The organism is Streptomyces sp. NPDC026417 (genome assembly GCF_055567695.1).
The window spans coordinates 116,208-139,532 of record NZ_JBVHPY010000016.1; the positions used below are offsets into that span (position 1 = coordinate 116,208).

Sequence of the window (23,325 nt, forward strand, 5' to 3'; positions counted from 1 at the left end):
GAATTTCCTGCCCGGCCCCCCTCGCCCCGTGTTGGGCCAAACAGCCACCGACGGGACACATCGAAGGGGGAGGGGGGATTCAACCCGGCCAAGTGGCCGGGCGCCCTCCTCGTGTGCTCACCGTTCGTCGTCGGGCCGCAAGGGGTCCTCGGGGATCCCGACGCTGGACGACGGACTCGGCGTGACCGGCGGCTTGGTCGTCGGTCTGCCGGTGGGCTTGTCCGTCGGCGTCGCGCTGTCGCTGGTCGGCGGCTCCGTCGTCGGCTCCTTGGTCGAGGGGGTCGCCGACGGGGTGTCGCTCGGCGTCGGTGTCGCCGACGGCTCCTCGGTCGGCGCGATCGCCGCTCCCTGGGTGGTCTCCAGGTCGAAGCGGGTGACCTTGCCCATGGCCTCGAAGGTGTACGAGGCCCATATCCGGGCGGGGTAGCCGCCGCCGTTGATCCGGCCGCTGCCCGGGATGAGACCCGTGGCGCCCTTCAGCGTGACCTGGGTGTGCTTCTTGGCGTCCTCGCCGAAGAGGCCCACGGAGGTGACCAGGTTCGGCGTGTAGCCGGTGAACCAGGCCGACTTGTTGTTGTCGGAGGTGCCCGTCTTGCCGGCGACCTGCTGGCCGTTGCGGTCCACCGCCTGGGCGACCGACTGCCGGGCCGTACCGTCGTCGACCACGCCGGTCAGCACCGAGGTGACCGTGTCGGCGGCCTCCCGGCTGACGACCCGCTCCCCGATCGGGTCCGGGAACTGGACCTCGTAGTCCTTGTGCTCGGCCTTCTTCACCACGGCGGGGGTGATCTTCTTGCCGTGGTTGTCGAGGGTGGCGTAGACGCCGGCCATCTCCAGGGGGCTGGCGCCCATGGTGCCCAGGGTCTGTGCGGGCACCGCCTCCAGGCCCTCGGTGTCCATGCCCAGCTCGCCCGCGGTCTCCAGCACCTCGTCCATGCCGACGTCGACGCCCATCTGCGCGAAGACGGAGTTGACGGACTTGTTCATCGCGGTCTGGACGGTGACGTCGCCGTAGCTCTGGTTGTCCTCGTTCGGGGGTGCGAACCCGACCTTGGTGCCGTTGTCCACCACGGGGCGCCTGCTCGTGCCGTCGTAGACGGTGCTCGCCGTGATCGGCTTGCCGTCCTGCGTCCGGGCGTCCTGGTCCAGGGCCGCCGCGAGGATGAGCGGCTTGAAGGTCGACGCCGGCTGGTAGTCGCGCCGCGTCGCGTTGTTCACGTAGTGCTTGAGGTAGTCCTTGCCGCCGTACAGCGCGAGGACCTTGCCGGTCCGGGGGTCGACGGACGCGGCGCCCGCCTGCACGTCCCCGTCGACCGACCGCTTCTTGGCGTTCAGCTTGCTGGTCAGCTGGGTCTTGACCGCCTTCTCCAGCTGGTCCTGCTTCTTCTTGTCGATGTTCAGGGTGAGCGTCCAGCCGCCCGCCTCGACCTTCGCCTCGGCGTCCTCCAGGTTGGCAGCGGAGCCCTGCGCGACGAGCTGCTTCATCAGCGACTTGTTGGCCGCGTCGACCAGATAGCCGGTCTGGCCCTCCATACCCGGTGCGCCCTTGGGGTCCTTGGGCTTCGGGAACGTCAGGCCCTGGCGCTCGGCCGAGTCCAGCCAGCCCTCCTCGACCATGTTGTCGAGGGTGTAGTTCCAGCGGTTCTTCACCAGCCTCTTGCCGGTGTCCGTGGCGACCGCCCAGTCGTACTGGCTCGGGGCCTGGAGCAGCGAGGCGAGGTACGCGCCCTGCTGGACCGTGAGGCGCTTGGCGTCCACCTGGTAGTAGGCCTGTGCCGCGGCCTGGATGCCGTAGGCGCCCCGGCCGTAGTAGCTGGTGTTGATGTAGCCCGCGAGGATGTCCTCCTTGGACTTCTGGCGGTCCACCTTGAGCGAGATGACCAGTTCCTTCAGCTTCCGCGTGACGGTCTGGTCCTGGGTGAGGTAGTAGTTCTTGACGTACTGCTGGGTGATCGTCGAGCCACCCTGCTTGCCCTTGCCCGAGAGGGTGTTGACGAGTCCGCGGGCGGTGCCCTTGAAGTCGACGCCGGAGTCCTTGTAGAAGGACTTGTTCTCGGCGGCCACGAAGGTGCGCTGGACCTTCTTGGGGACCTCGGCGAGGTCCACGATCTCGCGGTTCACGTCGCCGTTGCGGGCCAGGACCTTGCCGTCGCTGTACTTGTAGACGTTGCTCTGCAGCTGTGCCGCCGCGTTGCCCTTGGGGACGTCGACGACCAGGTACAGCACGACGAAGGCCAGCATGCCGAGCAGGCACAGGCCGAAGAACGTGCCGACGACCTTCTTCCAGGTGAAGAAGCGGCGTATGCCTCCGCGCGTCCCCTTGGCCCCGGACGACGAGCTCTTGGGCGCCGCGCGGCGGCCACCGCGCTGCCGCGCTCGTCTCTCTTCCGCTCGTCCCATGGGTCCGATCCGCTCCGCTTCGGTCTCGTGTCGCGTGGTCGTGTCGCGCACATGTGTCGCGTCGTGCTCGTGCGTCACACAGGTTCGTCGCTCAGGTCAGCTCAGAAAGCTAACACCGCGCGGTATGACAAAGCGCAGCCGATCCGGTCTTTTACGGACGTGAGAATCAGCACCCGCTCCAAAAGAACCGACGATCCATGGGCGGAGAAGGTTGCCGAGTCGGTTAAAGTGATATCACTTAGATAGAACGCAGTGAGCAGAATCAGTGCCGCACGGATCTGCGCCGTGCGGCCGGAACGGGGGGACACCCATGTCCGCACACGAGACCGCACAGGCCGCCGGAGCCGGCGCCGACCTGCCCGAGATGCCCGCACCGCGCGTACGGGAGTTCGCCGCCCACAGCATCGGCGGCGGGCTGGCGCTGCTGCTGGGCCTGCTGGGCCTGCTGGCGGGCGCCGGCCTGATCGCCGGTGCCACGACGGTCACCGCGGCGGGCGTCAAGGCCGCGCTGATCACCGGCGGTGTCGTGATCGGCGTCGCCGCCTTCTTCGCCATGTGCGGACTGAACACGGTGGCGCCCGGCGAGGCCCGGGTGGTGCAGCTCTTCGGGCGGTACCGGGGGACGATCCGGCAGGACGGACTGCGCTGGGTGAACCCCCTGACCTCGCGGACCAAGATCTCGACGCGGGTCCGCAACCACGAGACGGCCGTCCTCAAGGTCAACGACGCGTACGGCAACCCGATCGAGCTCGCCGCGGTCGTGGTCTGGAAGGTGGAGGACACCGCGCAGGCCAGCTTCGAGGTGGACGACTTCCTGGAGTTCGTCGCCACCCAGACCGAGGCGGCCGTGCGGCACATCGCCATCGAGTACCCGTACGACGCGCACGACGAGGACGGCCTGTCGCTGCGCGGCAACGCGGAGGAGATCACCGAGAAGCTCGCCGTCGAACTCCACGCGCGCGTGGAGGCGGCCGGCGTGCAGATCATCGAGTCGCGGTTCACGCACCTCGCGTACGCTCCCGAGATCGCGTCGGCGATGCTCCAGCGCCAGCAGGCGGGAGCCGTCGTGGCGGCGCGGCGGCAGATCGTCGACGGTGCGGTCGGGATGGTCGAGGCGGCGATCGCCCGGATCGCCGAGCGGGAAATCGTGGAGCTGGACTCCGAGCGGAAGGCGGCCATGGTGTCGAACCTGATGGTGGTGCTGTGCGGGGACCGCGCGGCGCAGCCCGTCCTGAACACGGGGTCCCTCTACCAGTGACGGCTCCTTCGGAGGGCGCTCCCGGGGAAGGGCCGCCCAAGCGACGGCCGCAGCAGCGCAAGCAGGTGCTGCTGCGGCTGGACCCGCTCGTCCACGACGCACTGGCCCGCTGGGCCGGGGACGAGCTGCGGTCGACCAATGCCCAGATCGAGTTCCTGCTGCGGAGGGCCCTGGCGGAGGCCGGGCGGCTGCCCGGCGCGGCCGGCCCGATCCCGCGCCGGGGCCGGCCTCCGGCGGCCCCCTCCGAAGACCCGGAGGAGTAGCGCCGGAAGTCCGGTGACGGAACCGTGACAATGCCCTCCGACCTGGAGGGAAGCACGCTCCGCGGGCGACTGTTCGCCGTGTGTATACGCGGGGTGTATACGCCGTGTGTAGAGTGCGGCGCATGTCCATCGGTCACACACTCCTGGGACTCCTCGAGTCCGGGCCCCGCCACGGCTACGACCTCAAGCGGGCCTTCGACGAAAAGTTCGGTCACGACCGGTCCCTGCACTACGGCCAGGTCTACTCGACGATGTCCCGCCTGCTGAAGAACGGCCTCGTCGAGGTCGACGGGATCGAGGCGGGCGACGGCCCGGAACGCAAGCGGTACGCGATCACCGAGGCGGGCATCACCGATGTCCAGCGCTGGCTCGCGACTCCCGAGCCCCCCGAGCCGTACCTCCAGTCGACCCTGTACACGAAGGTCGTCCTGGCGCTGCTCACCCATCGCGACGCGGCGGAGATCCTCGACACGCAGCGCGCCGAGCACCTGCGGATGATGCGGATCCTCACCGACCGCAAGCGCCGGGGCGACCTCGCGGACCAGCTGATCTGCGACCACGCGCTCTTCCACCTGGAGGCCGATCTGCGCTGGCTCGAACTCACCGCGGCGCGCCTCGACAAGCTCGCCGAGGCGGTGACCCGATGACTCCTCCCCCGGGCTCCCTGCTGACGGCCACGGACCTCCGCAAGACCTACGGTCCGACCACCGCCCTCGACGGCGCCGAGTTCTCCATCCACCCGGGCGAGGTCGTCGCCGTGATGGGCCCCTCCGGTTCCGGCAAGTCCACGCTGCTGCACTGCCTGGCCGGCATCGTGCCGCCCGACTCGGGCTCCATCACGTACAACGGCCAGGAGCTGGCAGGCATGAGCGACGCCCGGCGCAGCGCTCTGCGGCGCAGCGACTTCGGGTTCGTGTTCCAGTTCGGCCAGCTCGTCCCGGAGCTGACCTGCGTCGAGAACGTCGCCCTGCCCCTGCGGCTGAACGGCACCGGCCGCAAGGAGGCCGAGCGCACCGCCCTGTCCTGGATGGAGCGCCTGGAGGTCGACGGCCTCGCGGCCAAGCGGCCCGGCGAGGTCTCCGGCGGCCAGGGCCAGCGGGTCGCCGTCGCCCGGTCGCTGGTCACCAGCCCCCGCGTGCTGTTCGCCGACGAGCCGACGGGCGCCCTGGACTCGCTCAACGGCGAGCGCGTGATGGAACTCCTCACGGACGCCGCCCGCTCGACCAACGCCGCCGTCGTCCTCGTCACGCACGAGGCCCGGGTGGCCGCCTACTCCGACCGCGAGATCGTCGTACGCGACGGCAGGTCCCGCGACATGGAGCGCGTCGTATGAGCGCCCGCCAGTGGACCCGGGACCTGGCCATGGGCGCCAGGTTCGCGGTCACCGGCGGCCGCGAGGGCTGGGTGCGCGTCCTGCTGACGGCCGTCGGCGTGGGGCTGGGCGTGGCGCTGCTGCTGCTCACGACGGCCCTGCCGAGCGCCCTGGGCGCCCGGCACGACCGGGAACGCGCCCGCAACGACATGACGTTCAGCTCGGTGGTCGCGCGGAAGACCGACCGCACGCTGCTCGTGGGCGCCGCCGACACCACGTTCCGCTCCGCGGACGTGCGCGGCCGGCTGCTGCAGCCCGAGGGGCCGCGGGCGCCGCTGCCGCCCGGCGTCCGGGCGTTCCCCGCGGCCGGCGAGATGGTCGTCTCCCCCGACCTGGACCGGCTGCTGAAGTCCGCCGAGGGCAGGCTGCTGCGCGAGCGGCTGCCGTACCGGATCACCGGGACGGTCGGCGACGCGGGACTGGTCGGCCCGCACGAACTCGTCTTCTACGCGGGGACCCGGGACCTGTCGGCGACCGGGCGGTCGAGCGCCGTCCGGATCGAGCGCATCGACTCCTTCGGGTCGACCCAACAGGGCGAGGACCTCGATCCGGTCCTGCTGCTGCTCATCCTGATCGTCTTCGTGGTGCTGCTGATGCCGGTCGGGGTGTTCATCGCCGCGGCGGTGCGCTTCGGCGGCGAGCGGCGCGACCGCAGGCTGGCGGCGCTGCGGCTGGTCGGCGCCGACGGGCGGATGACCCGCCGGATCGCGGCCGGCGAGGCCCTGGCGGGAGCGCTCGCCGGACTGGTCTTCGGAGCCGGGTTCTTCCTAGGGGGCCGGCAACTCGCGGGCATGATCGAGCTCTTCGAGATCAGCGTGTTCCCCGGTGACCTCAACCCGACTCCCGCGCTGGCCGCACTGATCGCCGTGGCCGTCCCCGCCGCCGCGGTCGCGGTGACGCTCTTCGCGCTGCGCGGAGTCGTCATCGAACCGCTGGGGGTCGTGCGCACGGCACGGCCGGCCCGGCGCCGCCTGTGGTGGCGGCTGCTGCTGCCGCTGGGCGGACTGGCCATGCTGTACCCGATGGTCGGCCAGGGCCGGGACAACGGGAACTTCAACCAGTATCTCGTGGCCGGCGGTGTCATCCTGCTGCTGGTCGGTGTCACCGCGCTGCTGCCCTGGGTGGTCGAATCGGTCGTCGCCCGACTGAACTCCGGCGGAGTGGCCTGGCAACTGGCCGTACGCCGACTGCAGTTGAGCAGCGGCAGCGCGGCGCGGATGGTCAACGGGATCGCCGTCGCGGTGGCCGGGGCGATCGCCCTGCAGATGCTCTTCGCCGGCGTGGAGGGCGACTACACCAAGGAGTCGCGCAACGACGTCTCACGGGCGCAGATGCAGGTCACCGTGCCGCACGAGGTCCCCGTCGCCGAAGCCGCCGGCCGCTTCGAACGGACCGCGGGCGTACGGCATGTGACGCCGCTGTCCTACGCCTCGCTCGGCGAACGCGCCAAGGACCCCGAGCTGTCCTCGAACCTGACGGTCGGCGACTGCGCGGCCCTGCGCGAGGCGGCCCGGCTGACCTCGTGCCGCGACGGCGACATCTTCGTCGTGGAGGGCGCCCAGTACGACGACGGGACCGTCGCGATGGCCGAGCCCGGCCGCACGCTCTACATCGACCCGTCCTACGGCGGCAGCCCCCGGCGCAGCGAGGTCGCCTGGACGGTGCCCCGGGGGCTCAAGAAGGCGGGGCCGCGCGAGGACCCCTCGGGGTGGGAGCGCGGCGGCATCCTGATCACCCCGGGTGCCCTGCCCGCGAAGGCGGTCTCGGCGGTCGAGGGCCAGCTCTACCTGCGGATCGACGGCTCGGTGCCGGACGTCCGCGATCTCGTACGGAACACGGCGGCGACGCTCGGCCCGCTCACGGACGCCAACTCCTGGTCGGCGACGGAACGTTCGGGACGCTTCACCTCCATCCGCACCGGGCTGTTCGTCGGCGCGACCTGCGTCCTCGTGCTGATCGGCGCGAGCCTGCTGGTCTCGCAGCTGGAGCAGCTGCGCGAGCGCAAGAAGCTCCTGTCGGCCCTGGTCGCCTTCGGCACCCGGCGCCGGACGCTGAGCCTCTCCGTGCTCTGGCAGACCGCGATCCCGATCGGCCTGGGCCTGCTGCTCGCCGCCACGGTGGGGCTGACCCTGGGCACCGTCCTGCTGAAGATGACCGGCACCTCGGTGTCCGTGGACTGGCCGAGCGTGCTGTCGATGGCGGGCATCGGTGCGGCGGTCGTCCTGCTGGTGACGGTACTGAGCCTGCCCCCGCTGCTGCGGCTGATGCGGCCGGACGGGCTGCGTACCGAGTAGCACCCGGCCCCTGCCCGTCCCGGCTCAGAGCACCCGGACGGGCAGGGGCCGCAGGGCCTGCCGCAGGGCCGCGGCCAACTCCTCGTACTCGGCGCCGCGCGCGGCCCCGGCGCGCATCGCCAGTGCGATCCGCCGGGTGGGCGCCGGATCGGCGAAGTACCCGGTGAGGAGCTGGTTGCTGCGGGTCGTCTCGACCTTCACGGCCGTCCTCGGCAGCAGGGTCACGCCGAGACCGCCCGCCACCAGCTGCACCAGCGTGGAGAGTCCAGCGGCGGTGGTGGTGACGGGCGCGTCGGCCCGGCCGGCCTCCCGGCAGATGTCCAGGGCCTGGTCGCGCAGGCAGTGGCCCTCGTCCAGCAACAGCAGGTTCAGCTCGCGCAGTGCCTCCCGCGGGATGCCCTCCCTGCCGCCGAGCCAGTGGTCGAGCGGGGTGACCAGCACGAAGTCCTCGTCGAACAGCGGGAGTTCGACGACGCCGGGCATGCCGAGCGGGACCGCCAGCAGCAGCAGGTCGAGCCGCCCCACGGCGAGACCCTCCAGCAGGTTGGCCGTCTGCTCCTCGTGGACCTGGAGGTCCAGGTCGGGGTAGCGGTCGTGGACCAGGTTCAGGACGGTCGGCAGCAGATAGGGCGCCACGGTGGGGATCACGCCGAGCCGGAGTACGCCCGTGAACGGCGCCCGCACCGCCTCCGCCTCCTCCATCAGCGCCCCCACCTCGTCCAGTACGGCCTTGGCGCGTACGGCGAGCCGCTCACCCTCGGGCGAGAGGAGCACCTTGCGGGTCGTACGCTCCAGCAGGGTCACCCCGAGGGTCTCCTCGAGGGCGGAGACCGCACCCGACAGGGCGGGCTGGCTCATCCCGATCGCGGCGGCGGCGTCACGGAAGTGCAGGTACTCGGCGACGGCGGCGAAGGCCCGCAGCTGGGCGAGGCTGGGTTGGCGCCGCCCGTTGCCCTTGGAGCCGAGGGACGCCTTCGGCCCGAGGGAGCCCTTGGCTCCCGGGGTGACCACGGACCCCGCGGGGCTTTTGGCGTGTGCCATGACCTGCCTCTCACTCACCGCTACTGATAGCTGACACCGATCAACACGACCGAGTGTAGCTATTTCACTAATCAATGCAGCCTGTGCCAACATCATCGGCGTCCAACCCATGGGAAACATCCTCAAAAGGGCTGTTTCCTCGCTGCAAGGAGAGCGCGTGCTCACTGTCGGTGACAAGTTCCCCGAGTTCGACCTGACCGCCTGCGTCTCGCTGGAGAAGGGCGAGGAGTTCCAGCAGATCAACCACAAGACCTACGAGGGTCAGTGGAAGGTCATCTTCGCGTGGCCCAAGGACTTCACCTTCGTGTGCCCGACCGAGATCGCCGCCTTCGGCAAGCTGAACAGCGAGTTCGCCGACCGTGACGCCCAGGTCCTCGGCTTCTCCGGCGACTCCGAGTTCGTCCACCACGCCTGGCGCAAGGACCACGACGACCTGCGTGACCTGCCCTTCCCGATGATGGCCGACTCCAAGCACGAGCTCATGCGCGACCTCGGCATCGAGGGCGAGGACGGCTTCGCCAAGCGTGCCGTCTTCATCGTCGACCAGAACAACGAGATCCAGTTCTCCATGGTGACCGCCGGCTCCGTCGGCCGTAACCCCAAGGAGGTCCTGCGGGTCCTGGACGCCCTGCAGACGGACGAGCTGTGCCCGTGCAACTGGACCAAGGGCGAGACCACCCTCGACCCGGTCGCGCTGCTGGCCGGTGAGTGATCCTCATGGCCCTCGATGAACTGAAGTCCGCCATACCGGACTACGCCAAGGACCTCCGCCTGAACCTCGGTTCGGTGATCGGCAACTCCGAGCTTCCGCAGCAGCAGCTGTGGGGCACGGTGCTCGCCTGCGCCATCGCCTCCCGGTCGCCGCGCGTGCTGCGCGAGCTGGAGCCGGAGGCCAAGGCGAACCTCTCGCCGGAGGCGTACACCGCCGCCAAGTCGGCAGCGGCCATCATGGCGATGAACAACGTCTTCTACCGCACGCGGCACCTGCTCTCCGACCCGGAGTACGGGACGCTGCGCGCCGGACTGCGGATGAACGTCATCGGCAACCCGGGAGTCGAGAAGGTCGACTTCGAGCTGTGGTCGCTCGCCGTCTCGGCCGTGAACGGCTGCGGGCAGTGCCTCGACTCGCACGAGCAGGTGCTCCGCAAGGCCGGTGTCGACCGCGAGACGATCCAGGAGGCCGTCAAGATCGCCTCGGTGATCCAGGCGGTCGGTACGACGCTGGACGCGGAAGCCGTCCTCGCCGAGTAGTCCCCCTCGCTTCGAAGCCCCGTCCACCGGTGTGGTGGACGGGGCTTCGGGCGTTCGGCGCCGGGAGCGGTCAGGCGTCCGGCGGGGGCGAGGCCTGGCGGAGGGCCGTCTCCTCCGTGTACGAGCGGAGGTAGCCGACGACCGTGTTGGTGACCGCCACCAGCGGCACGGCCACCACCGCCCCGCCGATACCCGCGATCATCCCGCCGGCCGCGACGGACAGGACGACCGCCAGGGGATGCACCCGCACCGCCCGCCCGAGGATGAAGGGCTGCAGGATGTGCCCCTCGATCTGCTGCACGGCGAGGACCACGGCGAGCACCATGACGGCCGCGAACACGCCCTGCGTGACGAGCGCGACGACGACGGCGAGGGCGCCGGACACCACCGCGCCCACCAGCGGGATGAAGGCGAAGAGGAAGATGAAGACCGCGAGCGGTACGGCCATCGGGACGTCGAGGAAGTAGATGCCCAGGCCGATGAAGATGGCGTCGATCAGGGCGACGATCACCGTGCCCCGGACGTAGGCCGTCAGCGTGCGCCAGGCCCGCGGACCCGCGCCGGCGACACCCGGACGGGCGGCGGCCGGGACCAGCTTGAGCGACCACTCCCAGATCCGCTTGCCGTCGTACAGCAGGAACAGTGTCGAGAACATCGTCAGCAGGATCCCGGTCAGCGCCTCGACGATGACCGTGACGCCCTCCAGACCTGCGGACGTGATCTGGTCGGTGTTGGCGCCGACCGCCTCGCGCAGGTTCTTGGCTATCTCGTTGATCTGCTTGTCGGTCACGTGGAACGGGCTGTTCAGCAGCCACTTGCGCAGCTCGTCGATGCCGTCCTGGACCTGGCTGGAGAGGTTGTCGATGTTCTCCATGACCTGCCAGACCACGAACCAGCCGACCAGGCCCATGACCACGAAGCCGAGGATCGCGGTGAGCGCCGTGGCCAGCCCGCGCGGGACGCCGTGCCGGCGCAGCCGGGCCACCGTGGGCTGGAGCAGCGCCGTGATCAGCAGAGCCGCGACGAAGGCGAGCACCACCAGCTGGACGGCGCTGATGACCCGCATCAGCACCCACACGGTGCCCGCCAGGACGAGCAGGCGCCAGCCGGCCTCGGCGGCGACCCGCATGCCCCACGGCACGGCCGCGGAGGGCTCGGGCCGGGCCGCCACGGCAGGCGCGTAGAGAGGAGGCGCCGGGACCTGCTCGGGGGCGGCGGGTTCGGCGTCCTCGGAGCCGGGAGCCGCGGGCTCCTCGCCGCCGGCCGTACCGGTCTTCCGGACACGGCTCGGCTCGCGGTTGCCGGGGCCGGCCTCCGCGGAGCTGCGGGGGGTGTCCGCGTCCTGCTCCCCCTGTGTTTCCCGCTCGACCTCGGCGCGGCGCTCGTCCAACCGCTCTCCCAACTCGGTCAGTCCTGCGCCGATACGACCGAGCCATCTGGGCACTCGCGACATGATCCGTCCTCTTCCCCCGTTGCTCCCCACCACTCCCCCCGGAGTCGTTCCGTCCGACCGTACATCCCCGGGCCCCGGCACGGCCGAAGCCCCTCACCCAAGGACGGTGAGGGGCTTCGCGAGGTTGAGCCGCCGTGCGGCGGGCCGCCTAGTACCAGTGGTTGGCCTGCCAGAACGACCAGGCCTCGCACGGGCTGCCGTAGCGGCTGTCCATGTAGTTGAGGCCCCACTTGATCTGGGTGGCCGGGTTCGTCTGCCAGTCGGAGCCGACGGACGACATCTTCGAGCCGGGCAGTGCCTGGAAGAGACCGTAGGCACCGGAAGAGGCGTTGACCGCCTTGTAGTTCCAGCTGGACTCGTGGTCCACGATGTTGCTGAAGCACTGGAACTGAGCGCTCGGCACCATCTGGCGCGCCATCGCCTGGATCTGCGCGACGGTGTACGAGCTCTGGACGGAGAAGCTGGAGACGTCGCGCGTGGTGGAGCGGGTGGCCTTGGCCTCCGCCTCCTTGCGCTCCTTCGCCTCCTTCTCGGCCTTCTCCGCGGCCTTCTGCTTGGCGATCGCGTCCTCGGCGGCCTGCTTGCGGGCCGCTTCCTCCGCGTCCTTCTTGGCGCTGGCGTCCGCGGCGATGGCCTGTGCGTCGGCCTGCTGGGTCAGGGATGCGGTTTGCACCTGAGCCTGCTGTCCCGCGGGGATGTCCGCGAGGAGCGTCGCGTCGCTGGCCGTCGCCTCGGCGTCGTTGGGGGACTGCGCGGTGCTGCCCGCGGCAACACCGGTGACGGCGCCAACAGCGGTGACCGCGGTGGCCGAGGCCACTGCGAATCCCCGGACCGAAATCCGGCTCACTCGGTTTCCTTCCAGCATCGCCCGCTGTAGGTGACCCTCGCGGACGCAATCGTGCCCCTGGCGCTGGCCTCCCAACTGCGGGGTCACGGGAGGCACGGACCCGGTGGGCAACTCCCTTGCGGGGAGCGCCGCGTGGTGCTCGGGCGGCATACGACGGCTCTATGGAGTTCTGGTGGTTCCTGTTGTGCCGTACCGCTGGGGGTACACCTGTGTCGTATGCGGGGCCTGACAGGAGTGAGACTCTGCCGTACCCCGACGCCGCAAGGCAATTCTGTGTTGCGTGTGAAAGCTCACACCTCGTTTGCCTCACGAGTTTTTCGGAAACGAGCACGCGCCAAGACGCCGCCCGGCTAGGCTCTTCGCCTTTGCCGGACGGCGTCAACCGACCCGTATATGCCCCAGGTTGGACGGTAGGGGGCGGGGTGTTCTAGATGTGTCCGTCCTCCAGCATTTCGGTCACAAGCGCGGCAATCTGGGACCTCTCGGACCGGTTGAGGGTGACGTGCGCGAAGAGCGGATGGCCCTTCAGTTTCTCGACGACGGCGACCACTCCGTCGTACCGGCCGACGCGCAGGTTGTCCCGCTGTGCCACGTCATGGGTCAGTACGACCCGCGAGTTGGCCCCGATCCGGGACAGCACGGTCAGCAGCACGTTCCTTTCCAGTGACTGGGCCTCGTCCACGATCACGAAGGCGTCATGGAGGGAGCGGCCGCGGATGTGCGTGAGCGGGAGGACCTCCAGCATCCCGCGCGCGGTGACCTCCTCGATGACCTCGCGGCTGGTGACCGCGGAGAGGGTGTCGAACACCGCCTGCGCCCAGGGGCTCATCTTCTCGGACTCGGAGCCGGGCAGGTAGCCCAGTTCCTGCCCGCCGACCGCGTACAGCGGACGGAAGACCATCACCTTCTGGTGCTGGCGCCGCTCCAGGACGGCCTCCAGGCCCGCGCAGAGCGCGAGCGCGGATTTACCGGTGCCGGCCCGGCCGCCCATCGACACGATCCCGATGTCCGGATCGAGCAGGAGGTCGAGCGCGATGCGCTGCTCGGCACTCCGCCCCTTGATGCCGAAGGCCTCGCGATCGCCGCGGACGAGGCGGACGTTGCCCTCGGGCGTGACCCGCCCCAGCGCCTTGCCGCGCTCCGACTGGATCGTCAGGCCCGTGTGCACCGGCAGCTCGGCCGCTTCCGGGACGTAGGCGTGCCCCTCCTCGAAGAGGACGTCCACCTGCTCGCCCGGCAGCGTCAGCTCGGACATCCCGGTCCAGCCCGACGAGCCCGTGACGGCGAGTTCCGCCCGGTACTCCTCGGCGAGGAGCCCGACGGACGACGCCTTGATCCGCAGCGGCAGGTCCTTGGACACGACGGTGACGTCGTATCCCTCGGCCTGCAGGTTGCGGGCAACCGCGAGGATGCGGGAGTCGTTGTCCCCCAGGCGGTAGCCGCTGGGCAGGATGCTGGGGTCCGAGTGGTTGAGCTCGACGCGAACGGTCCCGCCGAGGTCCCCGACCGGAATCGGGGCGTCGAGCCGGCCGTGCCGCACCCGGAACTCGTCGAGCAGCCGCAGGGCCTGCCGGGCGAAGTAACCGAGCTCGGGATGGTGCCGCTTGGCCTCCAGTTCCGTGACCACCACGATCGGCAGCACGACTTCGTGCTCGTCGAAGCGGTTCATCGCGTGCGGATCGGCCAGCAGGACGCTGGTGTCGAGAACATAGGTGCGCCGGTCTGGCTTGTGGCGCTTTGCGCTGGTCACCACGGAAGGACGTACCCCCTCGGATGAGGTCGGGGAGCGACGAAGGAGATCTGGACCGGTCTCGGGCCACGCTGCGCGGGCCGGGGACCGGCCCTCCGCTTCGTCCGTGCTGACCACACGGTCGGGCTGGTGCAAAGGGCCTCCCGGGCGGACGGCCCCGTGCCGTCCGCTGAGATCCGACACCCGTGGTTCGGGTGTCGACCTGGAGGCTTTATGCCCTCGAACGGGCGCCGCCATGCCACAGGGCATGACGGCGCGTTCGTTAACTCCTGATGACCGGCGTCCCGGGGGTACTCCGGCGTCAGCCGCCGTAGCGCCGGTGTCGCGCCGCGTAGTCGCGCAGAGCGCGCAGGAAGTCGACCTTGCGGAAGGCCGGCCAGAAGACCTCACAGAAGTAGTACTCCGAGTGGGCCGTCTGCCACAGCATGAATCCGGACAGGCGCTGCTCGCCGCTGGTGCGGATCACCAGGTCGGGGTCGGGCTGGGCACCCGTGTAGAGGTGCTTGCCGATCAGGTCGACGTCGACGGACTCGGCGAGGTCCGCGATCGCGGTGCCCTTGTCGGCGGCGTCAAGGAGCATGGAGCGCACGGCGTCGGCGATCTCCTGCCGGCCGCCGTAGCCGATCGCGACGTTGACCACTATCCCGTCGACGTGGGCGGTGGTCTCCTCGGCCTCCTTGAGGACGGTCTGCATCTGCGAGGGCAGGATGTCGGGCGTGCCCACGTGGTGGACGCGCCAGCGGCCGTCGGCGGCGAGGGTGCGGACGACGCCTTCGATGATCTCCAGGAGCGGGACCAGCTCCTCCTTGGGACGGTCGAAGTTGTCCGTGGAGAGCAGCCAGAGGGTGACGACCTCGACATCGGTCTCGGAGCACCAGCCGAGGAACTCCTCGATCTTGTCCGCCCCGGCCCGGTGGCCCTGGGCCGCGGTGCTGCCCGCGGCCTTCGCCCAGCGCCGGTTGCCGTCCATGATGACGCCGATGTGCTTGGGCACCTGGTCGTGGTCGAGGTGGCCTTCCACCCTGCGTGTGTAGAACCTGACCAGCAGACGGCGCAGGTTGTCGCGCAAGGTCACGTGTTGTCAGCCCCTCCGTGCGATCAGACAGGGGCGAGCGGGCGCAATCCCTGTCCATATGGCGGTCCCCGGAGGCGAAGCCTACCCCCGTGCCGCCGGGGCCCGGCCCGGGGGTGTCAGTGGGCTGACGTACTTTCGTGTCCATGAACGACTCCCCCCTGTACCGCGCGGCGACCGAGCGGTACGACTCCATGGAATACCGCCGCTCGGGCCGCAGCGGCCTGAAGCTGCCCGCCCTCTCGCTCGGCCTCTGGCACAACTTCGGCGACGACCGGGCGCTCGACTCCCAGCGCGCCCTCCTGCGCCGCGCCTTCGACCTCGGCGTCACCCACTTCGACCTGGCGAACAACTACGGGCCGCCGCCCGGCTCCGCCGAACTCAACTTCGGCAAGCTGCTGCGTCAGGACTTCGCACCGTACCGGGACGAGCTGGTCATCTCGACCAAGGCGGGCTATCTCATGCACCCCGGCCCGTACGGGGAGTGGGGGTCCCGCAAGTACCTGCTGTCGTCGCTGGACGCCTCGCTGCAGCGGATGGGCGTGGACTACGTCGACATCTTCTACTCGCACCGCTTCGATCCGGCCACCCCGCTGGAGGAGACGATGGGTGCGCTGGCGTCCGCGGTCCGGCAGGGCAAGGCGCTGTACGTCGGCATCTCCTCCTATACGAGCGAGCAGACCGCCGAGGCGGCCAGGCTGCTGACGGAGATGGGCGTACGCCCGCTCATCCACCAGCCGTCGTACTCCATGATCAACCGCTGGACCGAGGACGACGGCCTGCTCGACACGCTGGAGGCGGCCGGCATGGGCTGCATCTCCTTCGTGCCGCTCGCCCAGGGCCTGCTGACGGGCAAGTACCTGAAGGGCGTCCCCGAGGGGTCGCGCGCCACGCAGGGCAAGTCGCTCGACCCGGGCCTGGCGTCCGACACCGAGGTCCTCCGCCGGCTGAACGGCCTGAACGACATCGCGGCCCGCCGCGGCCAGTCCCTCGCCCAGCTCGCGCTCACCTGGGTGCTGCGCGACGAGCGCATGACCTCCGCACTGATCGGCGCCTCCAGCGTGCGCCAGCTGGAGGAGAACGTGGCCGCGCTCAGCGCGCCGAAGCTCACGGACGAGGAGCTGAAGGAGATCGACACGTTCGCCGTGTCGACGCCGGGCACCAACATCTGGGCCGGGCGGTCCTGAGGGCATAAAAAACGGGCCGGTCCGTGGGGGGGAGACGGACCGGCCCGAGGGGGGGTTTCCACCATAACCCTTCGTAAGTGATGCTGCGTGCATCGGCGTGCCACAACTACTCTCCGCAGTCGCCCGGCGACGCCGGGATGGGCGCGGAACCAGCGATTCAGGGCCTGTTCATGGCCGAATCACAGCGGATTCCAAGGCAATCAAGGGGAATCCGTGGAGGTTTCGGGGGTTCGCGCGCACCTGTGAGGCGAGCGGGACACCCGGTCCGCCGTCCTCCGGGTGGGTGACACGCGTCGCGACGCCCGCTTGACGCCGTCGCTACCTTCGCAGCCATGGCCACCTTCACCGCGCCCGGGACGAGCGCGCCCGTGCCGCTGGAACTCGCGGAGTCGGCGCGGGCGAGACGCCGCGGTCTGCTCGGGCGGGACGGGATCGAAGGGGCACTGCTGCTGAGTCCGGCGCAGGCGGTGCACACCCTGGGGATGCGGTTCGCGATCGACGTCGCCTATCTGGACCGGACCTTGCGGGTGACGGCCGTGCGGACGATGCGTCCGGGCCGGCTCGGCCTGCCGCGCCTGCGGTGCCGGCACGTCCTGGAGGCGGAGGCCGGGGCGATGGAGCGCTGGGGGGTGCGGCGCGGGGTGCGCATCGAGGTCCGGGGTGCCGGCCGTCCGGACGGCACGGCGTAGGCCGGAGAAAGGAAGTCGGCACCGCGCAGCCCCCTCCACTGCGCGGTGCCACACGCGCAGCTTTGCTCACGCGAATTACCTTGGTCTGAACCTACGTGAGACGCATGACCGGGGGCGAGCCGCTCTCGATAACGATGTGGAAACCGTGTGCGGACATCCGGGATGCGGACGGCCGTCCCGTCGCCCGGCCCGGTCGCCGCTCCGGTCACGGACTCCGACACGGTCAGTCCAGCGGCTTGCGCGCCTCGACGAGGAAGCGCGTGCTGTGCGCGACGAAGGGGCCGTTCTTCTCGATCTCGTCGTGCAGGGTGCGCAGCCGGTCCCGGTACCGCTCGACCGTGAAGTCGGGGACCATCCAGATCACCTTGCGCAGGAAGTGGACGACGGCCCCGATGTCGAGGAACTCCATGCGCAGCCGCGCCGTGCGCAGGTCGACGACGTCGAGCCCGGCGGCTCGTGCGGCGGCGCGGGCGCGGTCGGGGTGCCGGGCGTTCCGGATCTCCCGCGCCTGCGGTCCGACGAAGTACTCGACGATCTCGAAGGCGCTGGCGGGGCCCACCTGCTGCGAGAAGTACGTACCGCCCGGGCGCAGGACCCGGGCGATCTCCGTCCAGTGCGTCGCGACGGGGTGGCGGCTCGTGACCAGGTCGAAGGCGGCGTCCGCGAAGGGCAGCGGCGCGTCCTCCGGCGAGGCGACGACCACGGCGCCGCGCGGGTGCAGCAGCGCGGTGGCCTTGCGGACGTTCGGCGGCCAGCCCTCCGTCGCGGCCATGAGCGGCGGCAACGCGGGCGCGGAAGCGAGGACTTCGCCGCCGCCGGTCTGCAGGTCGAGCGCGGCACCGGCCCGGCCGAGCCGCTCCCCCATGGCACGTGCGTACCCCCACGGCGGGCGCTCCTCCGTGGCCCGGCCCTCGAACCAGGAGAAGTCCCAGCCCTCGACCGGTGCGGCGGCGGCCTCGGCGACCAGGGCTTCGAAGGAACGGTTCGCGCTCATGGCACCGATCCTCCCCGGCCGCCGGTGCTCGTGCGAGCGGTTTTCCGCGGGGCGGAGCGGGCCGGGCGCTGTCGGTGGCCGCTGCTACGTTCCGGGTATGACGACCGACTCGGGTGCCGTTCGGGTGCCGTACACCGGTGGCGACAAGGAAATCCTGCAGGCGAGCCTCGACCGGCATCGCGACGCGGTGCTCTGGAAGCTCGCCGGGCTCGACGACGAACAGGTCCGGCGGGTGATGACGCCGTCGGGCACCAATCTGCTCGGCCTGGTGAAGCACCTCGCGTCCGTGGAGTACGGCTGGTTCTGCCGGACCTTCGGGCGGGAGGTCGAGCCACTGTGGTTCGACCCGTCCACCGAGGAGGACATGGCGGCCGGCCCCGGCGAGACGACGGAGCGGATCACCGACTTCTACGGCCGTGCCCGCGCCGCCGCCGACCGCACCGTCGCGGAGCTGTCGCTGGACGACGTGGGCACCTCGTGGAGCGGCACGTCCGTGTCCCTGCGCTGGGTCATGGTCCACATGGTCGAGGAGACCGCTCGGCACGCGGGCCACATGGACATCCTGCGCGAGCTGATCGACGGCGGGACGGGGGACCACCGGCCCGCCTGAGCGGGGGCGGGCGCCGTCAGCTCTGCTCGCCCTCGCCCGAGGACCCGCTCCTGGGGAACGACACCTCCACCCGGCGGTTCTTCCGCCGCCCCTGTTCGGAGGTGTTGTCGGCGATCGGGTAGTCCTCGCTGTAGCCGCGCACCTCGAAGGTGACGTCGCCGCCCAGGTCCCCGGCGAGTTCGTCGTGGACCACCTCCGCGCGCTTCTTGGAGAGCGTCAGGCCGTGTGCGTAGGAGCCGAGGTTGTCGGTGAACCCGAAGACCCGGACGTTCGTGGCGTTCTGCGCCTTGATCTCGTCCGCGATCGCCTGGATGCGCGAGCGTGCCTCGGGGTTCAGCTTCGAGCTGTCCTTGGGGAACAGCACCTCCGCCTGCAGCGCGAAGGTCACGTTCTCGTTCGTGTCCTCCCGGCGCTCCTCACCGCCGAGGTCCTCCACGACCGACTTGATGTCCAGGACCTTGGCGGGGGCGAGGGTGGCGCCGTCGGCCAGCTTCAGCCCCGGGCTGTTCCCGTCCACCTCGGGCGGCGGGGACGTCGTCACACTGCCCGGCGGCGCGCTCGGATCCTCGTCGTCCGCGTACGCGGGGCCGGGGAGACCGAGGGTGACCAGCACGACCAGGGCCGTGAGCGTTGTCGCGGTGCTGCGGTTCGGGAGGGGCATGGTCACTCGCCCTCGGAGAGTTCGACGGAAGCCGGGGGCATGGAGCCGACCTGGAAGCTGACCTTCGTGGTTCCTGCCGGCGGGGCGGGGAACTGGGCGAACCACTGTGTGCTCTCCCCCTGTCCGAGCCCGCCGCTGAACCTCGTGCACAGACAGCGCCCTTCGGTGTCCCGAAGGACCAGGTACTTCTTCTTGCCGTTCTCGTCGACCAGGTTGGCGCCGGCCATCGACCCTCCGTTCTTGGCCAGCTCCCGCTCGTCTCCCCGCCAGTCACCCACCGACCAGGCTTTGCCGGTGCCGTTGACGACAGTGCCTTCAACCGTGACGAAGCCGCCTTCGTCCCGCTTGGCGGAAGAGATCGTGAGAGTCACACCCCCCTCCCCCTTGACCTCCGCAAGTACGGGATCCGCATCGGGTGTCTTCGATTCCTTCGCCCCGTCGTCGCTGTTGCTCGCAGCGGGAGGCGACGACGAGGCCCCTTTGTCGGTCGAGTCGTCTCCCCCGCCGCCACACCCGGCCACCGTAAGAAGCAGGCCAGTTGCGACCGTCACCGCCTTCAGTGCCGTACGGCCCTTCGTGGTGCGCCGGAAGTTCATCGGTACGGCTTCCTCTCACTCGGCCAGATGCACAGAGAACATCACGGACGCGTCGGGAAGGTCGTCCGGATCGAAATCTTCGGGGTCGATGTTCACGCTCTCGCCATCGCAGTCCAGCTCGACGGGCTTCTCCGGATCCGCGTCGGGGTCGAAGTCGCAGCGCGGCTCGATGACGGCGGTGGCATGGGCGTGCGCCTGCATGCCCTCGGTCCCCGGGATGATCGAGTCGCCCACCGTGTAGTTGGTCTCGATCTCGACCGCGAATCCCGGAGCGCCGTTCACCTCGACGAGATCGGCGCCGCCCACCAGAGACGCGTCGTTCTCGGCCGCCAGCTGTTGCGCCGCGGCCGTGGCTCCGTCGCCTTCGACGAGTTCGTCGCCCAGCCAGTCAAGCCATCCGTCTCCCTGCCCGATGGCGACCAGCAGGCCGTCGACGAGTTCGTCCCTGGCGTCCTGGGCCGCCGCCAACGCCGCAGCGTCCGCCGCGGATTGAGCTCCATTGCGGGCGGACGCCGCCTGGGCGAACGCGAAGAGGGCGAATGCGGCGAACAGCAGAATGGCCGTCAGCCAAATGTAGATCGGCAGCGTCTGCCCACGATCGCCCAGGGGGGACGGGGTCGTCAGCCGCCGATGACGTCGGTCACCGCGTTGAGGATCGCGTCCGAGATCAACCCGTCCAGCCCCAACCCGTCGATCAGCGTGAAGATCCCCGCGATGATGATCATCAACCCCGCGTACTCCACGAACCCCGCACCCGCGTCGCGGTCCTTGCCCCGCATTCGGGAGATCACGGTCCGCGTCCAGCTGTCGAACCTGCTCATCGTCACTGCCCTCCCACACGACGCCACTTCCGACCCGAGCACCGTACGTGAGAACCCGCCTACTCCGGGTGGGTCCAGGGGCCCAACTTGCGTGGGGGGTCACCGGTTCCACCCCCCGTGCGCGGTGCCCAGCCAGTGGGCGATCGCCTCGCTGCGCGACGAACTGTGCAGCTTTGCGAAGATGCGGTTGATGTGGTTCTTCACGGTCTTCTCGCTGATGAAGCAGGCGGCGGCGATCTGCCGGTTGTTCATGCCGGACGCGATGAGATCCATGACCTCCACCTCCCGTGAACTCAGGCCGTGGTCGAGCCGGTTGGTCCCGCCGCGGGGCAACCCGGTGACGGACGCGCCCCGGGCCTCCGACGAATGTGCCACAGCTGGTTGCACTTGCGAAGACATTTCGCTCGGTTCGTAGGAAACACCGAGCGAATCCGTGACCGTGCGCCGTCCGTGCCTCATGTCCCGTACGGCGGTGATCAGTTCGTCCGCCGTGAACTCGCCGTGGACGAGGTAGCCGGCCGCTCCCCTGCGCAGCGCCTCCGGGCGCCCGGGCGTGCCGCGGGCGCTTCGGCGAGGGGCCGGGGGGCAAGTGGCCGGATTCCGTCAGTTCGTCGAGCACCGCGGTGGGCGGCAGCCCCACACCGTCGTCCCGGACGGCCAGCCGGAGGGTCCCCGAGGAGAGGTCGGCGTCGAGGTCGAGGACCACTGCGGTGGCCCGTGCGTGGCGGTGGGCGTTCTCCAGCGCCTCCGAGACGATCGCCAGGAGGTGCTGCGCCGTCGCGGGCGGAAGCGCGGGGACCGCGCCGGTGCAGCGCAGGTCCGCCGGGACGGCCGTACGGGCCGTGAAGTCCCCCAGTCGGCGCGCGAGTTCGCCGGGCAGGTCCCGTCGTGCGGTGCTGAGGTCCGTATGGCGGCGCAGGTCCGACAGCAGTTCGCGGGACTCCGTCGCGGCCCGGCGGGCGGCGCCCGCCACCACCGACGCCTGACGCTTCAGCGTGCCGGGGTCCGCGGAGTCGGCCGAGCCGGCCAGCGCCTCCGCCGCGAGCGCCAGGCCGTGCAGCGTCTTGGCCACCGAGTCGTGCATCTCGCGGGCGAGGCGGGCCCGTTCGCCTTCCACGGCCTCCGCCACCGCGAGCCGTGAGGTCGCCTCCGAGAGGGCCTGGCTCGCCGCGCCGAAGCGGAACATCAGGTTGCGCAGGGTGACGCCGATGATGCCGGCGCCGACGCAGAAGCCGGCGATCAGCAGAGTGCTGGCGCCTGCGCCGGGCCGGTGCTCCCAGCTCCGGAACACGGTGAGCAGAACGACCAGTTGGAGGCCGGTGAAGACGCCGGAGCCGCGCCAGCCGTACAGCAGGCCCGCGAGGAGCGGCGTGCAGACCGTGGCGTAGGCGAGGGGTGAGGCAGGGGAGGCGGTGAGCAGCAGGACCGCCCCGAAGGTCAGGTCGATCGCCAGCAGGCTCGGGTGGGCGAGCAGGCGGGGGGCGAAGCGGTCCCAGTCCCGGAGCATGGCGTACGAGCCCATGACGCCCAGGACGGCGGCGGCGAGCACCGTGTGCCGGGCCGGGCCGTCCGTCGCGTTGGCCATGGCGAAGGGCGCACCGATCGCGATGGCGGCGAGGCGCACGGCGAACGCCTGCCGGCACAGCGCCTGCAGGGCGTTGAGCTGGAGGCGGACACTGCCCGGGGCCGGAGCGTCGTCGGCGAGGTAGCCCTCGCCGGTGCTCCGGGGCCGGGCGGCGTCCGGCTCGGCGGCCCGGTGGCCGCCGGTGAGCGGGCGTGCGGAGGTGCGCCCGGGGCGGCGCGGGGTCCATCCGCGCCGCTCGCTGCGGTCCGGAGGCTGCCGGCCGGGACGGAGGCTTCTCATCAGCGCCCCAGGATCGAGCCGAAGTTCGTGCCGGAGCCCAGGAACATCCCGGTCGCGATCAGGATCATCGTGGCGGGGAGCATGAAGACGAGCGTCACCATCGTCGCCTTGGGGATGGTCTTCGCGGCACGGCGGCGGGCGTTCTGCGCGTCGGTCCTGCGCATGTCGGTGGCGAGCTGGATGAGGGTCTCCACGATGGGCGAGCCGAGTTCCTCGCCCTGCTGGAGTGCGGAGACGAACTGGGCCACGGACTCGGAGGAGTTGCGGCGGCGCAGCTCGTCGAAGGCCTGGCGCCGGCTGACCCCCATGTCCATCTGGCGCAGGGTGATGCGCAGTTCGTCGGCCCAGGGACCCTCGTACTTCTCCGCGACCCGGTCCAGGGCCTGCCGGAAGCCGAGGCCGGCGGAGACGACGACCGCCAGCACGTCGAGGAAGTCGGGCAGCGTGCGGTCGATGACGTCCTTGCGTTCCCGGATGGCCTGCCAGATCAGGGCGTCGGCGGCCAGCAGGCCGAAGGCCAGGGTGGCGAGGGCGAACAGGACCTGGCCGTTGGAGAGGAACACCAGGCCGAGGACGACGCCGAAGATCCCGTAGACCGCGCGGCGGGCCGCGTAGCGGCTGAGGGTGAGCCCGCCGGGGTTGCCCGCCATGTCGATACGGCGGCGTTTGGCGTCGACGCGGCGGGGGCCCATCATCCGCAGGACGGCGGGCGCGAAGCGCATGCCGAGGCGGTCGACGGCCGAGTCCGCCTTGGAGACCCGGGTCGCACCGACCTCCAGGGCGAGCGCCAGGTCGCCGGGGAGCTTGGCCTCGGCGCGGATCATGCGGATGCCGAGGAGGACGCCGGCGACGGCCGCGCCCGTCAGGACGGCGAGCAGCAGGGCGAGCACAGAAATCCCCTC

The 23,325-nt window shown here is 70.5% G+C and carries 22 protein-coding genes and 2 pseudogenes; 10 read left to right on the forward strand and 14 right to left on the reverse strand.

Annotated elements, in window-relative coordinates; translation table 11 throughout:
- Positions 1–117: 117 nt before the first annotated feature.
- The gene (locus tag ACZ4NT_RS24595) at positions 118–2,400 is read right to left on the reverse strand and encodes a transglycosylase domain-containing protein (protein WP_121406413.1); all 2,283 of its coding nucleotides are present in this window, start codon (positions 2,398–2,400) and stop codon (positions 118–120) included.
- A 310-nt stretch (positions 2,401–2,710) separates the two neighbouring features.
- On the opposite strand from ACZ4NT_RS24595, the gene ACZ4NT_RS24600 reads away from it, so the two are divergent.
- From ACZ4NT_RS24600 to ACZ4NT_RS24620, 5 genes are all read left to right on the forward strand, one after another.
- A complete protein-coding gene (locus ACZ4NT_RS24600) occupies positions 2,711–3,658 on the forward strand; it encodes an SPFH domain-containing protein (protein WP_121405752.1) in 948 nt (315 codons plus the stop codon).
- Complete coding sequence (locus ACZ4NT_RS24605; RefSeq protein WP_467727610.1) at positions 3,655–3,921, forward strand: type II toxin-antitoxin system antitoxin; 267 nt, start codon at positions 3,655–3,657, stop codon at positions 3,919–3,921. Before ACZ4NT_RS24600 ends, ACZ4NT_RS24605 begins: the two co-directional genes overlap by 4 nt.
- Positions 3,922–4,043: 122 nt before the next feature.
- A complete protein-coding gene (locus ACZ4NT_RS24610) occupies positions 4,044–4,568 on the forward strand; it encodes a PadR family transcriptional regulator (protein WP_121405750.1) in 525 nt (174 codons plus the stop codon).
- Positions 4,565–5,254: an ABC transporter ATP-binding protein gene (locus ACZ4NT_RS24615; RefSeq protein WP_121405749.1), complete on the forward strand. Its 690-nt coding sequence runs from the start codon at positions 4,565–4,567 to the stop codon at positions 5,252–5,254. Before ACZ4NT_RS24610 ends, ACZ4NT_RS24615 begins: the two co-directional genes overlap by 4 nt.
- Positions 5,251–7,587: an ABC transporter permease gene (locus ACZ4NT_RS24620; protein WP_467727612.1), complete on the forward strand. Its 2,337-nt coding sequence runs from the start codon at positions 5,251–5,253 to the stop codon at positions 7,585–7,587. Before ACZ4NT_RS24615 ends, ACZ4NT_RS24620 begins: the two co-directional genes overlap by 4 nt.
- Before the next feature lie 24 nt (positions 7,588–7,611).
- On the opposite strand, the gene ACZ4NT_RS24625 is transcribed toward ACZ4NT_RS24620, so the two are convergent.
- Positions 7,612–8,508 carry a LysR substrate-binding domain-containing protein gene (locus ACZ4NT_RS24625; protein ID WP_121406412.1) on the reverse strand — a complete coding sequence of 299 codons (897 nt, stop codon included), beginning with the start codon at positions 8,506–8,508 and terminating at the stop codon, positions 7,612–7,614.
- 277 nt (positions 8,509–8,785) lie between these two features.
- Between ACZ4NT_RS24625 and ACZ4NT_RS24630 the strand changes: the two genes are divergently transcribed.
- Positions 8,786–9,340 carry a peroxiredoxin gene (locus ACZ4NT_RS24630; protein WP_121405747.1) on the forward strand — a complete coding sequence of 185 codons (555 nt, stop codon included), beginning with the start codon at positions 8,786–8,788 and terminating at the stop codon, positions 9,338–9,340.
- Positions 9,341–9,345: 5 nt separating this feature from the next.
- The gene (locus ACZ4NT_RS24635; RefSeq protein WP_121405746.1) at positions 9,346–9,879 is read left to right on the forward strand and encodes an alkyl hydroperoxide reductase; all 534 of its coding nucleotides are present in this window, start codon (positions 9,346–9,348) and stop codon (positions 9,877–9,879) included.
- 70 nt (positions 9,880–9,949) lie between these two features.
- On the opposite strand, the gene ACZ4NT_RS24640 is transcribed toward ACZ4NT_RS24635, so the two are convergent.
- The 4 genes from ACZ4NT_RS24640 to ACZ4NT_RS24655 form a co-directional block, all read right to left on the reverse strand.
- Positions 9,950–11,332 (reverse strand): AI-2E family transporter, encoded by a 1,383-nt coding sequence (locus tag ACZ4NT_RS24640; protein WP_121405745.1) that lies wholly within the window; start codon positions 11,330–11,332, stop codon positions 9,950–9,952.
- Positions 11,333–11,480: 148 nt separating this feature from the next.
- On the reverse strand, positions 11,481–12,179 hold the full coding sequence (locus tag ACZ4NT_RS24645) for an aggregation-promoting factor C-terminal-like domain-containing protein (RefSeq protein ID WP_467727615.1): 699 nt from the start codon (positions 12,177–12,179) through the stop codon (positions 11,481–11,483).
- 427 nt (positions 12,180–12,606) lie between these two features.
- Entirely contained in the window at positions 12,607–13,932 is a 1,326-nt protein-coding gene (locus tag ACZ4NT_RS24650; protein WP_121405743.1) for a PhoH family protein, read from the reverse strand.
- Positions 13,933–14,230: 298 nt separating this feature from the next.
- Positions 14,231–15,004: an isoprenyl transferase gene (locus ACZ4NT_RS24655; RefSeq protein WP_121405742.1), complete on the reverse strand. Its 774-nt coding sequence runs from the start codon at positions 15,002–15,004 to the stop codon at positions 14,231–14,233.
- Positions 15,005–15,147: 143 nt separating this feature from the next.
- Here ACZ4NT_RS24655 and mgrA point away from each other — a divergent pair, with 143 nt between their 5' ends.
- On the forward strand, positions 15,148–16,188 hold the full coding sequence (gene mgrA / locus ACZ4NT_RS24660; protein ID WP_467727617.1) for an L-glyceraldehyde 3-phosphate reductase: 1,041 nt from the start codon (positions 15,148–15,150) through the stop codon (positions 16,186–16,188).
- Between the two features lie 332 nt (positions 16,189–16,520).
- Positions 16,521–16,877: a DUF192 domain-containing protein gene (locus ACZ4NT_RS24665; protein WP_121405740.1), complete on the forward strand. Its 357-nt coding sequence runs from the start codon at positions 16,521–16,523 to the stop codon at positions 16,875–16,877.
- Between the two features lie 223 nt (positions 16,878–17,100).
- Here ACZ4NT_RS24665 and ACZ4NT_RS24670 read toward each other — a convergent pair whose 3' ends face one another.
- Positions 17,101–17,871 (reverse strand): class I SAM-dependent methyltransferase, encoded by a 771-nt coding sequence (locus ACZ4NT_RS24670; protein ID WP_121405739.1) that lies wholly within the window; start codon positions 17,869–17,871, stop codon positions 17,101–17,103.
- A gap of 97 nt (positions 17,872–17,968) precedes the next feature.
- On the opposite strand from ACZ4NT_RS24670, the gene ACZ4NT_RS24675 reads away from it, so the two are divergent.
- Positions 17,969–18,481, forward strand: a complete 513-nt coding sequence (locus tag ACZ4NT_RS24675) for a DinB family protein (protein ID WP_121405738.1) — start codon at positions 17,969–17,971, stop codon at positions 18,479–18,481.
- Between the two features lie 16 nt (positions 18,482–18,497).
- Here the strand turns inward: ACZ4NT_RS24675 and ACZ4NT_RS24680 are convergent, their stop codons facing one another.
- The 7 genes and pseudogenes from ACZ4NT_RS24680 to ACZ4NT_RS24710 all read right to left on the reverse strand — a co-directional run bounded on the left by ACZ4NT_RS24680 (position 18,498) and on the right by ACZ4NT_RS24710 (position 23,313).
- Positions 18,498–19,142 (reverse strand): OmpA family protein, encoded by a 645-nt coding sequence (locus ACZ4NT_RS24680; protein ID WP_467727619.1) that lies wholly within the window; start codon positions 19,140–19,142, stop codon positions 18,498–18,500.
- Positions 19,143–19,144: 2 nt separating this feature from the next.
- Complete coding sequence (locus tag ACZ4NT_RS24685; protein WP_467727621.1) at positions 19,145–19,738, reverse strand: hypothetical protein; 594 nt, start codon at positions 19,736–19,738, stop codon at positions 19,145–19,147.
- 15 nt (positions 19,739–19,753) lie between these two features.
- Positions 19,754–20,362 carry a pilus assembly protein TadG-related protein gene (locus tag ACZ4NT_RS24690; RefSeq protein WP_467727704.1) on the reverse strand — a complete coding sequence of 203 codons (609 nt, stop codon included), beginning with the start codon at positions 20,360–20,362 and terminating at the stop codon, positions 19,754–19,756.
- Positions 20,359–20,559, reverse strand: coding sequence for a hypothetical protein (locus ACZ4NT_RS24695; RefSeq protein WP_467727712.1), 201 nt, complete (start codon positions 20,557–20,559; stop codon positions 20,359–20,361). Before ACZ4NT_RS24695 ends, ACZ4NT_RS24690 begins: the two co-directional genes overlap by 4 nt.
- A gap of 99 nt (positions 20,560–20,658) precedes the next feature.
- A pseudogene (locus ACZ4NT_RS24700) lies at positions 20,659–21,099 on the reverse strand (LuxR C-terminal-related transcriptional regulator); the annotation flags it as partial.
- A gap of 427 nt (positions 21,100–21,526) precedes the next feature.
- Positions 21,527–22,423 (reverse strand): annotated as a pseudogene (locus ACZ4NT_RS24705) (histidine kinase); the annotation flags it as partial.
- On the reverse strand, positions 22,423–23,313 hold the full coding sequence (locus tag ACZ4NT_RS24710; protein WP_183116991.1) for a type II secretion system F family protein: 891 nt from the start codon (positions 23,311–23,313) through the stop codon (positions 22,423–22,425). The gene ACZ4NT_RS24710 and the pseudogene ACZ4NT_RS24705, both read right to left, overlap by 1 nt.
- Positions 23,314–23,325: the final 12 nt, after the last annotated feature.